Origin of the sequence: Afipia broomeae ATCC 49717 (assembly GCF_000314675.2) — a bacterium.
Lineage (GTDB): Bacteria > Pseudomonadota > Alphaproteobacteria > Rhizobiales > Xanthobacteraceae > Afipia > Afipia broomeae.
The window spans coordinates 41,823-55,009 of the sequence record NZ_KB375284.1 but is presented as its reverse complement, the minus strand read 5'-3'; the positions used below and the strand labels follow the sequence as shown (position 1 = coordinate 55,009).

At 61.2% G+C, this 13,187-nt stretch carries 15 protein-coding genes; 10 read left to right on the top strand and 5 right to left on the bottom strand.

What is annotated here, in order from left to right:
• Position 1 precedes the first annotated feature (1 nt).
• The gene (locus tag HMPREF9695_RS19795) at positions 2-484 is read right to left on the bottom strand and encodes a winged helix-turn-helix transcriptional regulator (protein ID WP_006022675.1); all 483 of its coding nucleotides are present in this window, start codon (positions 482-484) and stop codon (positions 2-4) included.
• A 154-nt stretch (positions 485-638) separates the two neighbouring features.
• Here HMPREF9695_RS19795 and HMPREF9695_RS19790 point away from each other — a divergent pair, with 154 nt between their 5' ends.
• From HMPREF9695_RS19790 to HMPREF9695_RS19780, 3 genes are all read left to right on the top strand, one after another.
• Positions 639-1,742 (top strand): alkene reductase, encoded by a 1,104-nt coding sequence (locus tag HMPREF9695_RS19790; protein WP_006022674.1) that lies wholly within the window; start codon positions 639-641, stop codon positions 1,740-1,742.
• Between the two features lie 131 nt (positions 1,743-1,873).
• Positions 1,874-2,881, top strand: a complete 1,008-nt coding sequence (locus tag HMPREF9695_RS19785; protein ID WP_006022673.1) for an NADP-dependent oxidoreductase — start codon at positions 1,874-1,876, stop codon at positions 2,879-2,881.
• Between the two features lie 50 nt (positions 2,882-2,931).
• Complete coding sequence (locus tag HMPREF9695_RS19780) at positions 2,932-3,174, top strand: hypothetical protein (protein ID WP_006022672.1); 243 nt, start codon at positions 2,932-2,934, stop codon at positions 3,172-3,174.
• 56 nt (positions 3,175-3,230) lie between these two features.
• Here HMPREF9695_RS19780 and HMPREF9695_RS19775 read toward each other — a convergent pair whose 3' ends face one another.
• From HMPREF9695_RS19775 to HMPREF9695_RS19765, 3 genes are all read right to left on the bottom strand, one after another.
• The gene (locus HMPREF9695_RS19775) at positions 3,231-4,085 is read right to left on the bottom strand and encodes an Lnb N-terminal periplasmic domain-containing protein (RefSeq protein ID WP_245258797.1); all 855 of its coding nucleotides are present in this window, start codon (positions 4,083-4,085) and stop codon (positions 3,231-3,233) included.
• A gap of 192 nt (positions 4,086-4,277) precedes the next feature.
• On the bottom strand, positions 4,278-5,720 hold the full coding sequence (locus HMPREF9695_RS19770; RefSeq protein ID WP_006022670.1) for a metal-dependent hydrolase family protein: 1,443 nt from the start codon (positions 5,718-5,720) through the stop codon (positions 4,278-4,280).
• Between the two features lie 291 nt (positions 5,721-6,011).
• Positions 6,012-7,052, bottom strand: coding sequence for an ABC transporter substrate-binding protein (locus HMPREF9695_RS19765; RefSeq protein ID WP_006022669.1), 1,041 nt, complete (start codon positions 7,050-7,052; stop codon positions 6,012-6,014).
• A 232-nt stretch (positions 7,053-7,284) separates the two neighbouring features.
• Between HMPREF9695_RS19765 and HMPREF9695_RS19760 the strand changes: the two genes are divergently transcribed.
• From HMPREF9695_RS19760 to HMPREF9695_RS19735, 6 genes are all read left to right on the top strand, one after another.
• Entirely contained in the window at positions 7,285-7,710 is a 426-nt protein-coding gene (locus HMPREF9695_RS19760) for a hypothetical protein (RefSeq protein ID WP_006022668.1), read from the top strand.
• A gap of 129 nt (positions 7,711-7,839) precedes the next feature.
• The gene (hisE, locus tag HMPREF9695_RS19755) at positions 7,840-8,301 is read left to right on the top strand and encodes a phosphoribosyl-ATP diphosphatase (RefSeq protein WP_006022667.1); all 462 of its coding nucleotides are present in this window, start codon (positions 7,840-7,842) and stop codon (positions 8,299-8,301) included.
• A 63-nt stretch (positions 8,302-8,364) separates the two neighbouring features.
• On the top strand, positions 8,365-8,946 hold the full coding sequence (locus HMPREF9695_RS19750) for a YqaA family protein (protein WP_006022666.1): 582 nt from the start codon (positions 8,365-8,367) through the stop codon (positions 8,944-8,946).
• Positions 8,947-9,041: 95 nt separating this feature from the next.
• A complete protein-coding gene (locus HMPREF9695_RS19745) occupies positions 9,042-9,590 on the top strand; it encodes a hypothetical protein (protein ID WP_006022665.1) in 549 nt (182 codons plus the stop codon).
• Between the two features lie 102 nt (positions 9,591-9,692).
• A complete protein-coding gene (locus HMPREF9695_RS19740; RefSeq protein WP_006022664.1) occupies positions 9,693-10,661 on the top strand; it encodes an NAD(P)H-dependent flavin oxidoreductase in 969 nt (322 codons plus the stop codon).
• A gap of 36 nt (positions 10,662-10,697) precedes the next feature.
• Positions 10,698-11,465: a thioesterase family protein gene (locus HMPREF9695_RS19735; RefSeq protein ID WP_006022663.1), complete on the top strand. Its 768-nt coding sequence runs from the start codon at positions 10,698-10,700 to the stop codon at positions 11,463-11,465.
• Between the two features lie 27 nt (positions 11,466-11,492).
• Here the strand turns inward: HMPREF9695_RS19735 and HMPREF9695_RS19730 are convergent, their stop codons facing one another.
• The gene (locus HMPREF9695_RS19730; protein ID WP_006022662.1) at positions 11,493-11,867 is read right to left on the bottom strand and encodes a hypothetical protein; all 375 of its coding nucleotides are present in this window, start codon (positions 11,865-11,867) and stop codon (positions 11,493-11,495) included.
• Positions 11,868-12,563: 696 nt separating this feature from the next.
• Between HMPREF9695_RS19730 and HMPREF9695_RS19725 the strand changes: the two genes are divergently transcribed.
• Complete coding sequence (locus tag HMPREF9695_RS19725; RefSeq protein ID WP_006022661.1) at positions 12,564-13,166, top strand: hypothetical protein; 603 nt, start codon at positions 12,564-12,566, stop codon at positions 13,164-13,166.
• Positions 13,167-13,187 lie beyond the last annotated feature (21 nt).

Sequence of the window (13,187 nt, the reverse complement as noted above, 5' to 3'; positions counted from 1 at the left end):
CTCAGCTTGATGAAGCCCTGCGCTGCTGCTTCGGAGCCGGGCGCGGCAAGGCCCGCATATCCGCCGGTCCGATCACGCGGCCATCCCGCGCCTTGAGTTCGAGCGGGAGAAACGGCTTCTGCGTATCCTTGTCGACCATGTCGTGGGTGAGTTCGCCCGGCGCGAAGCAGAATTCCTCGCCCCATTGCCACAGCGCAATCAGGACGACGTAAAGCTTCTTTCCCTTCCGGGTGAGGACATATTCCTTGTAGGCGGTGCCGTCCGACGCCGGAGCGGTGGCAAGGATTCCATGCTCGACAAGTTTTTGCAGCCGGGCAGACAGGATGTTTTTCGCCGTCCCGAGGCTTTTCTGAAACTCACCGAAGCGCCGCTTTCCAGCCAGCGCATCGCGGATGATCAGGAGCGACCACCAGTCGCCGATCACGCCGAGCGACCGCGCAATGGCGCAGGCTGTGCCGTCAAGGCTGGTGCGTTTGCCTTTCACTGCATTCCTTGTCTGCGGCCCGCCGGGCGGCCCAATCCAAATACTGGTTGCAAACTTAAACCATTTGCATCATGTTGTCATCCGGTTTCAAAATTAAACCAAAACGGCGGATGCCAGGCGGCTTCTACCCGTTCTCAACCCCGAGGGATAATCCATGAGTTCCGCGCACCTGTTCGCCCCGCTCAAGCTTGGCCGCTACACACTCGCGCATCGCGTCGTAATGGCGCCGCTCACGCGCATGCGCTCGACCGGCAATACGCCGACAGATCTTGCCGTCGAGTACTATTCGCAGCGTGCATCGTCCGGCGGATTGATTATTGCCGAAGCCTCACAGGTCACGCCTTACGGGCAGGGCTATCCGGCAACGCCGGGTGTCCATTCCGCCGAACAGATCGCGGGATGGAAGAAGATCACCGACGCGGTGCACGCCAAGGGCGGCATCATCTTCCTGCAACTCTGGCACACCGGCCGCATTTCCCATCCAAGCTTCCAGCCCGGCGGCGTGCAGCCGGTCGCGCCGTCGGCGATTGCGCCGGCAGGCAAGGCCTTCACGCCGTCATTCGAGATGGTGCCGTTCGAGACGCCGCGGGCGCTCGACACCGGAGAAATTCCGGCGATCATTGAGGCTTATCGTGAAGGCGCGCGCAACGCGCTGGCCGCCGGCTTCGACGGTGTCGAACTGCACGGCGCCAACGGTTATCTGATCGAGCAGTTTCTTCACAGCAAGACCAATCAGCGCACAGATGCGTACGGCGGTTCGGTCGAAAATCGTACCCGTCTGCTGATGGAAGTGATGACGGCGCTGGTCGAGATCTGGGGCGCAGATCGCGTCGGCGTCCGGTTGTCGCCTTTCGGCGTGGTCAACGATGCGGGCGAAGCGGACCCGATCGGACTCTACAGCCACGTCCTGGCCCGTCTTGCCACGCTCAACATCGCGTATGTGCATCTGATCGAATCCCGCAACACCGATGCCGGCGAAGTCGGCGCACCGCTTGCGATCAGTGATCTTCGTCCGTTCTGGCCGGGCACATTGATTCTCGCCGGCGGCTTCATCGGCCCGTCCGCCGATGCGGCGATCCGTGCCGGTCAGGGCGACGCCGTTGCCTTCGGGCGGCACTTCATCGCCAACCCGGATCTGCCGCACCGCCTGAAACTTGGCGCCGCGCTCAATCCGTACAATCGCGCGACGTTCTATGGCGGCAGCAACGTGGGCTATGTCGATTATCCCGCGCTGGAAACGGCGCAAGCCGCGGAGTAAGCCGGAAGTCGGCGTGATCACAAATTCGCCGAGGCTGGAAGCAGCCTCGGCGAAGGCCTGTATCGGCCTTCCATGATGGAGCCTCGCTGTTCCAACGGCGATATGGCACATTCTTTTCAGGGTGGAGACACATGCGCGCATATGTTCTGAAAAAATACGGCGGCCCTGAAGGCTCGCTGTTGATGGATGTCCCGGCGCCCACGCCGGGGCCGCGCGATATTCTCATTGCGGTGCGCGCTGCGGGCCTGAATCCGGTGGATTTCAAGATCCGGCAAGGAATGCTGCGGGTCATCCTGCGCTCAAGGCTTCCGCTCGTGCTCGGCAACGAACTTGCGGGCGAAGTGATTGCCGTTGGCAGCCAGGTCACGCGGTTCCGCGTGGGCGATCGTGTGTTTGCCCGGGTTGCGAAGGACAGTGCCGGCGCATTTGCTGAGCAGGCTTGCGTCGATGAGGATTACGCCGCGCATATGCCCCGGAATTTGGATTTCACATCCGCCGCGGCTGTCCCCCTCGCGGGGCTGACCGCTCTGCAGGCGCTGAGGGATGAACTCCACGTCAAACCGGGACAGAAAGTGTTTATCTCGGGCGGGGCCGGAGGGGTCGGCACCTTTGCGATTCAGATCGCAAAATGGCTCGGCGCGAATGTAACAACGACAGCATCGAAGCGAGGTGAAGCGCTCGTGCGCTCGCTCGGCTGTGACGAGGTCATCGACTATACGTCACAGGACATCTCCAGCGTCAAAGAAAGGTTTGATGCGGGGTTCGATCTGATCGGCGGCCAGACTCTGGACCAGATGTTCAAGGTCATGAAGCCGGGAGCGACAATCGTTTCCGTCGCCGCTTTGCCCGAGCCGCAAACCGCGATCAGGGATCTTGGCGGGCGCCGGACTCTTGCCGCCATCTTCTGGCTGTTGAGCTACAGCATCCGGGCCCGGGCCCGGCGTGCGCGCGTGCACTATCGTTATCTGTTCATGCATCCAAGCGGCGCCGATCTTTCGCTGCTTTCCGGACTCATCGAACAGGGAAAGCTGAAGATCATCGTCGACAAAACGTATCCATTTGCGCAGATTGCCGACGCTCTCGGCTACGTCGAAAGCGGACGTGCCAAGGGGAAAGTGGTTGTCACCATCCCATCGTAGACGCGCGGGGACCATGTAAGGACGGGGGCAAGCCGACTGGAGAAAATGCAATGCGCACCAGCCTGGCATTATGTCTCTTGATCGCTCTCTGTGTGTCCGCCACCGCTGCCGCAAAAACGCATCGCGCAAAATCGCGGCATGACATCGCGCGTTCCGGTCAGTCTGTTGCGCCCGCCTACGTCACTCCGCGTGGTGGACGGGTCTACCGCGACGACACCGCTCCGGGTGGTTTTCGCAGGGACCACGACGAGCCGGTTTCCTACGACGATCCGTCCAAGTTTGGCGGCGTCTGATTTGCAATCTGAACCGCGGCTCAGTGATCCCGCGCGCTCGCAAAGCCGTGGACGTGTCAGCGAGACAACGTCGGCAGGGCCGCGCGAATGCGCTTCGGGAAATCGAGTGCGTCACCGGCGGCGCGGGCGGCCTCGTTGATCAGGGAGCGCCGCCGCAGTTCGTCGAACGGCAGCGTCGTATCCACCCGGCCCGAGTGGTAGAGGTAGCTGTCGATCAGACCGTTCAAAAGATGACGGATGTCGAACCGGCCGGCGCGTCCGGCCGCATTCGCGTAACGCACGATGTTGATCGTGCAGCTGTTGGTCAGCAGATGATAGAACTCTGGCCGGTCGGCGAGTTCGTTGATCCGCGTCAGGTAAATCATAAACAGCCGGCGCGCATCGTCGGCGGAGGTGTTGAGGCGATAGAGATAGACGGGCTCGCCGCGATGGTTGGTGCGCACGCCGACGAGGTCGCGCTCCTCGCCCACCACATAGATCAGCTCGAATTGCTTGAACAGGGACGCAACGGGCGCAAAGCCCTCACCGACCTCCGGCCGCGTCTCGATGGAGATACTCAGCGGCGGTGCATTGTCGAAGATGAAGCTCACGAACGTATGCCCGACCGGCCCTTCGTGGAAGTAGGCCACGTAGAAATCGAGGGCGGTCAGGTGCGACAGCCACACTTCGCGCTCCTCCCAGCGCTCCGTGAAATCATTCCGGCTGCGGTAGTCGAAATTGCGCACCCCGGTGATACGCACGCGGTCGCCGTCGATGAATGCCCGCGGCATCACTGCCACTTCCGGCCGCCATGGGCGGTCGTGTGAGGGCGGAATCGATATCCACCACGCGGCCACGCCGAGAAACAGCACGCCGAAGACCGCCGGCATGCGCCGCTGACGCGAGAACCAGAGGGCCCAGATCGCAAACACCGCAAAGGCAACCGCCAGTGCAAGGCGCAGCTCGGTCCATGGCAGGTTTGAAAAATAGATGGCAAGCGCAGCCCACGCGATGAGCACGACGCGGCAAAGAAACCAGAGTCCAGCAATCAACCAGCCGAGGATTCTGGACAGCAATCCGCGATGTGAACTCAATCGGCCCTCGCTTTGATGCTTACTTGGTCTTTATTTCGCCAGTGCGTTTTTGTAGATGACGCCGTCCTTCATGATGATCGTGAAATTCTTGGGATCGGCGACGAGGCTGATATTGTCCAGCGGATTGCCGTCGACCAGCAGCAGGTCGGCAAACGCGCCTTGCTCCACCACGCCGAGCTTGCCCGGATAGGGATTGCGTTTTCCGGACAGCGCCAGCAGTTCGGCATTTGTTGACGTCGCCATGATCAACGCTTCGGCCGGCGTGTACCAGCGCACAAGCGAGGCCAGAATGGCGCCCTGTTGCTGCGCCAGCGCGCGGGAGAACAGCACGTCGGTACCCCACGCCGTCTTGAGTTTGTACTTCTTTGCCAGTTCGTAAGACCTCGCTATGCCGGGCCAGATCTCATCCGCCTTGGCCCGTTGGACCGACCCCACCGGAAAGCCCAGCCTCAAGGCGTCGGGGAGCGGCTGCATGCTCACCCAGATTCCTTTCTCGGCAAGCAGCTTGGCGGTTGCTTCGTCCATCAGCGTGGCATGTTCGATACATTTCACGCCAGCCGCAACAGCCCCCTGGATCGCGGCCGGCGTAAAGGCGTGCGCGGCGACATAGGTGCCCCAATTCTCGGCCGCTTCAACTGCGGCGCGCAGTTCGGGGCCGGTGAAGGTGGTCACGTCGATCGGACTGAAAGGTGACGACACGCCGCCGCCCGCCGTCAATTTGACCTGGGAGGCGCCCTGCATGAGTTGTTCGCGGGTGCGCACGCGGACCTCGTCAGGGCTGTCCGCAATCACAGCGCCGCCGATCAGCTCCATGCGGGTGAGCATGCCGCCGATCGTGCGGGGCAGATCGGTGAGCTTGCGGAAATCCCCATGCCCGCTGGTGATCGTGATCATGGCGCCGGACGGATAGATGCGCGGACCCTTGACGATGCCCTCGTCGATGGCTTGCTTGAGACCGAACGCCGGTCCGCCAACGTCGCGAACGGTGGTGAAGCCGCGCATGAGGGTGTCGGTCGCTTCGTCGCCAGCCAAGAGATTGTTGTAGCCGACGTCACCGAACGCCTGCGCCGGGGTCGCCCGTATCAGCATCGCGTGCCAATGCGCGTCGATCAGGCCCGGCATCAGCGTCCTGCCGCCGCCGTCGATGATGCTGGTGGTTGCGCCGCGATCCACCGCAATAGGCGCGCGGGAAATTCTTTCGATCTGGTTGCCCCGGATCAGCACATTCGCCGGATCGGACAACGCAGCGTTCTTCCCGTCGAAGATGCGGACGTTTTGAAAAAGCGTGACTGCGTCGCCGGTCAAGGTGGAAGGAGGGGCCGAGCCCGGCGCTTCCGGCGTCTTCTGCGCCAGACCCGCCTGGCAAAGTCCGATGAAAATCGCGGCCGTCACCAGCGATAGACCGCATAGCTGTTTTAGCTTCCGGGCCGTCATCAGGCCACACAACGTGCTCGACTCTTCTTTTGAGTTCATTGTGCGATCTCCTTTGCTTTTTGACTCCAGAACTGAAGCTGATAGCGGAGACTTTTTCGCAAGGGCACAGCATCGATGAGATCGCATGGAACTCGTCATACGCTGTGATCCCGGTCACTGATGCAGCACCATGTCGGGCAGCTTGAACGGCGTGAACTCTATCATCGCCTGCCTGCCCAAGCTATCGCAGGAACGCGAGCCTGCGATGGCTCCCGGACCTGGTGGAATGTCTGTCGATAGGAGAAAATTTGATGGGCCATTATCATTCAATTTAATCTGCAAGTACGCAGCTTAGTTGAGCTTCCGCTCATTCGGCGGCGGCAGGAACGCATCGTCGAAAATGTCGCTGACCGACGGACGCTTGCGGAATTCGTAGGTATCGGCGATCTGGCCGACGCCAATGTCGAAGCGGACGGCGTCGATGCCGCCAAGCCCGTTTCGCTTCACCTCGTCGGTGACGATGTTGTCGTGAACGACTGCGCGCAGCCGCTCGAGTTCGAGCTCGCGCGAGCCGCCGCTCATTTGCGTAACCACCTCGTCGGCGGCACGCACCGGCTCCTTGATCGCGAGCCGCAGGCCGGCGATCGTCGCGCGCACGAATGCTTTCACGGCCTCCGGATTGGCGGCGGCGTATTTCGGATTGACGATGAGCGCGTGTCCATAGACCTCGTTGCCGAATTCGGAGAAGCGAAGCACCGCAAGATCATTGGCCGGAACGCCGCGGTCGCGCAGATTGATCGCGGACAGGAACGAGAATCCGGTGACGCCGTCGACCTGACCGGCGGAGAGCATCGGTTCGCGCACCGCGGCGCTGATTTTCTCCGTCCGGACCTTGTCGAGCTTGATGTCGTTCTTGCGTGCAATGGTCGGCCACATCCGCGCGGCGAGATCGCCGTCCACCACGCCGATGGTCTTGCCGTCGATGTCCGACATGGTCGCGATGCCGCGGCTCTTGCGTGCGATGATTGCGTAGGGCGCCTTGTTGTAGACGACGAACACCGCCTTGATCGGCAGGCTGCCTTCCGTGTCGCGATAGCGAATAAGCGCATTGATGTCCGCCAGCGCCATGTCGCTGTTGCCGGATGCGACGCGTGCAATGGCATCCTGTGATCCGGTCGCGGCATCGGTGGTCACGTTAAGACCTTCCGCACGAAACAGGCCCTTGCTGGATGCGAGGATAAATGGTGCCGCCGAGCCATCGATCGGCCGGTCGAACGAAAAGTGCAGGGCCGACGCAGCCACGCCGGGCATCGCGCCGAGGAAGGGCGCGCACAGGAGCGCGATCAGCAGCGGGACGATTTTATAGAGGATGCGGTCCGGATTTTTGGGCATGCGCGGCACTTGGTCTTGGGAAGCGTGGGGCGGCTTTTGAGCATCGGCTGTGTTGGTATGATGACAAGCACACAAGGCGGCGTCCGTCACCTTTTGGCCCTTTCCGCGCGGGTTTGCCGCAGTTCTGCCCTTTGCCCTTCAGCTTGCATTCAGGTCCGGGAACCTAATGTAATAAAAAGGGTTATCCGTCGACTGGTCATTCAGGCCAGGGATGGCCTGTGAGGACGTTGAAATGTTCGTTCGTAAGACTTTGCCTTCACGCTTCAGCCGAGCTGTGGTTCTGGCGACGGCTGCCGCGCTGGTTTCGACACTAGTTGTTCCGCCTGTCGCTCAGGCGTATCCGCTCGCTTCATCGGCCGCCAAAACCTCGTCCGCCGAGCCCGCGAACGCCAGCGAGGCCACCGATTTGAGCGCGCGCGCCCGTCGCCGGGTCGTGCGCCGCAGCTATCGCAACAACGCTGCCGGAGCCGCTTTCATGGGTCTGGCGCTGGGTACGGTCGGCGCCATCGTCGCCGAACAGCGCCGCCGCGACTACTATCGCGACAATTACTATTACGGCGGTGGTCCCTATTATGGTGGCCGTTACTACGGTGGGCCGGCCTATTACGGCGGCAATCCGTATGTCGGTGGCGGCTACTACGCCGTCCCGCACTACTGAGCGTCGGACCAGTCGCGCTGCGGTCATCGGCCTCGCCGGGAGGAATCCCGGCGATTGCTTTTTGGAGCATTTTCAGCCAGTTGGGGCGGCGTTAACACGCTGGCGAGGGTTTTGATCTAGGTTCGAACAATGAGTGATTCGCTAGAACGGCTTTATCACGCAGTTATCGCGGCCAAGGATCTCGATCCGGCAACGTCGCGTACAGCACGGCTGTTTCAACGCGGGCCAGCTAAAATGGCCAAGAAACTTGCCGAAGAAGCCATCGAAGTCGTGATCGATGCCGTCAATGGCGACTCTGACGCCGTGGTCCGGGAAAGCGCCGATTTGCTCTACAACCTGTCGGTTCTCTGGGTGGCGGCAGGTGTTCGCCCGGAAGATGTGTGGGCCGAAATGGATCGCCGTGAGCGGGTCCAGGGCATCGCCGAGAAGCTGCCCAAAGTCTATGCGGACAAGCCGGTGCAAAAGGCTGTTGCCGACAAGCCTCGCGCTGCCGCGAAGGCGCCGCCGAAAATCGCCGCGGCGGCCCCGGAAAAGGTGGCTCGGCGACCAATTGTCGCGCTCCAGGGCGGCCGGCTCAAGAAACGGCGCTAATTAGCCGCAAAATTACACATTTCCATACATGGACAAATCGGCTGGACGGTGGTTGATCGCGCCATGCTGAAACGAATGTATGACTGGTGCATTGCCGCCGCCGATAAACCTTACGCCCTCTGGCTGATGGGCGCTGTGTCCTTCGCGGAAAGCTCGTTCTTTCCGATTCCGCCGGATGTCATGCTGATCCCGATGTCGCTGGCGCGGCCGCAGAAGGCGTGGCTTTACGCGCTGGTCTGTACGGTGACGTCGGTCGCAGGCGGCGTTGTCGGCTACGCCATCGGCGCGTTGCTTTATGATTCCGTCGGACAGTGGCTGATCAATCTCTATGGCTACGGCGACAAGGTGGAGGCGTTCCGCGCGTCCTACGCCGAATACGGCGCATGGATCATCCTGCTGAAGGGCCTGACGCCGATCCCCTACAAGCTGGTCACCATCACGTCCGGTTTCGCCAATTACAACCTTCTGCTGTTCATTGTCTTTTCGGTCATCGCGCGTGGCGGCCGATTTTTCATCGTCGCGATCGTGCTTAATCGCTACGGCACCTGGATTCGTGAAGTCATCGAGAAGCGCCTTGGTCTTTGGGTCGCGATATTGGCCGGCGGTCTGGTGCTCGGCTTCATCGTCGCGTTCAGGCTATTCTAGGAATTATCTTCAAGCGAAGCGGCAGCGGTTTGCGTGACGAAACACGCCGAACATAAAGCCTTTTCCCCTCGGCAAAGGCGGGCTACGCTCAAGTCATGTCCAATCACTCCAGCGATTTGTTTGTAGACGTTCGGGGACGCATTGTCCTGATCGCCATGCTCACAGCCGTGTTTGGAACGACGGTGGCTTGGTCGCAGCAGGCGCACCCGCAGCCTCAGATCGCGCCGTCGCAGCAGGCCGCTCCGCCAGAGCCTCCCGCACCGCCACCCAACAATCCAGGACTGGTCGAGGAGATCGGCAAGTTACTGAAGGACTCGGCATCGGGTCTGACGTCGACGCTGCCCAGTCCGGGCCGGGCGCTCGAAGGTCTGAATTCCAGCGCCAAGGATGCAAGCGACAGTTTGAAACGGATCGCACCCCCGTCCGGCCAGACGATGGCCAGCGGGCGCACCCTTTGTCCGCCCGCGGCCAATGGCGCGCCGGACTGCAAGCGCGGGGCAGACCAGCTCTGCAAGGAAAGAGGCTACGCCGAGGGCAGGAGCGTCGATATCGAATCCACCCAGAAATGCTCGGCAAAATCATATTTTTCAGGACAGGGTGCGTGCCGGACAGAAAATTTCGTCACCCGGGCCGTCTGCCAGTAAACGCAAGCCTCTTTCAAGAAATGGCTATAGCCCCTAAGACCGTGGCAGGTGCTGCGGCCTTGGTGCTCGCGCGTGTTTCATTCTGCGGAAGAGGATTTTCCGATGTCGATGCCCGCCTTGTTCAAAAATCGTCTTTCAATTCCGGCGATCGGTTCGCCGTTGTTCATCGTGTCGGGACCTGACCTCGTCATCGCACAATGCAAGGCAGGAATCGTCGGCTCGTTTCCGGCATTGAATGCACGTCCTGCTGCGCTGCTGGACGAATGGCTGCACCGGATCAAGGAAGAACTCGCAGCGCACGACAAGGCGCATCCGGACCGTCTGTCCGCGCCGTTCGCGGTCAACCAGATCGTTCACAAGTCCAACAACCGTCTCGATCAGGATCTTGCGGTTTGCGAGAAACACAAGGTGCCGATGGTCATCACGTCGCTCGGCGCGCGTGAGGAGCTCAACCAGGCAGTTCATGCCTGGGGCGGCATCACGTTCCATGACGTGATCAATCAGAAGTTTGCGCGCAAGGCGATCGAGAAGGGCGCCGACGGCCTCGTGCTGGTGGCCGCGGGCGCAGGTGGTCATGCCGGTGCGATCTCGCCGTTCGCGTTCGTGGCGGAGACCCGCCAGTGGTTCGATGGCCCGATCGCGCTTTCGGGCGCCATGGGCACCGGGCGCGCCATCCGCGCCGCCCGCGTGCTCGGCGCCGACTTCGCCTATATCGGCTCGGCGTTCATCGCGACGCTCGAAGCCAATGCTCCGGAAAATTACAAGCAAATGATCGCGTCGTCGTCCGCCGACGACATCGTCTATTCCAACCTGTTCACCGGCGTGCACGGCAATTATCTCAAGCCGTCGATCGTGGCCGCCGGCATGGATCCCGACAATCTGCCGGTGTCGGATCCGTCGAAGATGAACTTCGGCACCGACGCCAGCGGCGAACGCAACAAGCCGAAGGCCTGGAAGGAAATCTGGGGCAGCGGACAGGGCATCGGAAGCATCGACAAGGTGCAGCCGGTTTCCGAACTCGTGGCCCGCCTCAAGAAGGAATACGAGGCCGCCATCGACCCGCCGCTCTGACTGGCAGATATCGCGTTGCCTGTACCGGCTACCACGATGGAAGCGGTCTTCCGCGTCGAGGGTGATCGCGTGTTCACGAGCGAGCGTGCGGGGGGGCCGTGGCACCCCAGCATGCAGCATGGCGGCGCGCCATCATCCCTCGTTGTTTGGGCGGCAGAGCGAATTCCGACGCCGCAGCCGATGCATGTCGTACGGCTGACCATCGATCTGATGCGTCCGGTGCCGGTGGCGCCGCTCACCCTCGAGACCGAGGTGGTTCGCGAGGGGCGCAAGATTCAACTCTGTGCAGTTCGCCTTTTCGCGGAGGGCGTGGAGGTTGTGCGCGCCACCGTTCTCAAGGTCAGGGCGCTGGCGATCGACTTGCCCGATACCGTGCCGGCGGTGCCGCTCGATGTGCCGGGTCCCGAGGCAGGCCGGGATGAGCCGCAGGTTTCCAACAAATTCCTCGCCGGCGTCTCCATGCGCGCGGTGAAGGGCGGCTTCCTCCGGCTGGGCCCCGGTGCGATCTGGTTTCGTCCCAATCGCCCGATTGTCGAAGGATCATCCATATCGCAGGCGATGCGCACGGTTCTCGCCGCCGATTGCGGTAACGGCGTCGGATCGGTGCTCGACTTCAAGAAATGGACATTCATCAACGCCGACCTCACGGTGACGCTCGCGCGTCCGCCAGTGGGCGACTGGATTCTACTAAACTCGGAGATGATGTTGGGCGCCGATGGCGCAGGGCTCGCGGTCTCGCGCCTCGGCGATGCTCAGGGTTACTTCGGCTCGGCGATACAGTGTCTTGTGGTCGAGCCCCGCTGAGCAAAGCGGGCAGGCGTGCGTCCTGGATCAGTCGACAATCCGCGTGAGCACGGCTTTGAACGCGAGGCTCGGAAACTCGGCCGCTGTTCCTTCGCAGATCGCAAAGCTACCCTTCACCGTTCCGTTGAAACTGATCCTGACCTCGTCGAAACCGAACACCGAAGGGTGGGTGGAATCCTGCGTGTGCCGGATGCTGGACACGTTGCCCACGAACGATGGGCCATCCTGGGTGTAGGATCCCGTATATGCGAAAGCGGAGCTTCCGCCCCGGAGCTTTCCATTCTCGGCATGGATCACGCCCAAGGCTTTCCCTCGCGGCGTTTCAAATTCCACTTTGTACAGGCCCTGAAGCAGAGGTTTATCGGAGGCCGCTGTCGGCTGCGGGCTGGTCTGGTGTTGCATGCGCTGTCATTCCGGTATTGCCGCTGAAGTCAGGCCTTCGAGCGTGACGCCTTGTATCGTCGGTAGTTTGTGTTCGCGCAGTCAGAAGAAGCATAACGTCACCGGAGGGTCTCTCCGATGGGCCGGACTTTAGACAAAAGCCTAGTATAGAGGTCTTGGTGCCCCTGGCCGGCAGTCACCTATTTCCTTAACTATCCGAATTTATGGCGATTTTAGTCACGGATTGCTGCCGATACCAGCAGAAATACCAGCAAGCTGAGACGCGCGGTACTCGCTGGCAAAAAATAAGCCAGCAGGCTCCCCGGCAGCAGGCGCGCCCCATGCCGTTCTGGTCTCCACAAGCGCCACGACCGGAATCGAACCCGGCTCCGACTCGAATCCCGATAGGATCGCCCAAACTTGATATCGCGAGGTCAAGGGAGCGCCTTGTCATGCGTAGTCTTTACACTTTGCCCCACGATGCCGAGCGAGATACGTACCTCGTGTTGAACGACTTCGGGGCGAGTCGGTTGCGCCTGGCCAGACCAACACTGAAAGCGCCGGCAGCGACCACTACGCCCGCGGCTTCCGCTCGATCGCCTCGACCCTGCTTAACGATGAGGGCACGTCGGCAACCGGAAAGCAGAAAGCCGCCGTGCGCCTCCGTTTGGCGTTTGCGTGATAGTGGTAATGAAATCATGACCGCAGGATCATGCCATGGCTGATGTGCCGAAGCTCGTCGAGGAATTGTGGAGCTTAACGCTGCTCGAAGCTATAGAACTCGCCGAGATTCTGAAGAAGAAGTGGCGACCGCCGGAGGTATCTCTAGCCGATATAAAGCGCTATCTTCCGCATTGGCCCGATGCAGTCATTGAACTGTGGCTGTTCTACCTCGCAAACCGCAGCGCTGGCGATACGGGTTGGCCGCCGCCGGAGCCGCTCGGCAATCACGCATGGGCAGCCATCCTTGGATACAGGCCCCTTTCATGGTGGCGAGAGGTTAGCTGGAAGCGCGAAACGACTGACTGTGGCTTTGCAAATCTCTGCCAGGGTACGAAGGTCATTGTGGCGCAGATATTGATGGAGAAAGCAAGCGGCACCATTGATGAGGAGACCGGGAGGCGATTCAAGAGGGGGGCCGATTACCTGATGAAGAATGGCGTCTTCGAAAAGCCGCTAGTTGCGATAAGGCTTCCCGATGGCTTGAGCATCCTCGACGGTAATCACCGGATAAGCGCATTCTGTGGCCTGCAAGAAACCCCCGCCGAATTACTGGAGCCGCGCGGTTTAAAGAAGCCGGCGCCCGAACAAGACCTATAGATTGGGACGCACAGCGGCGGC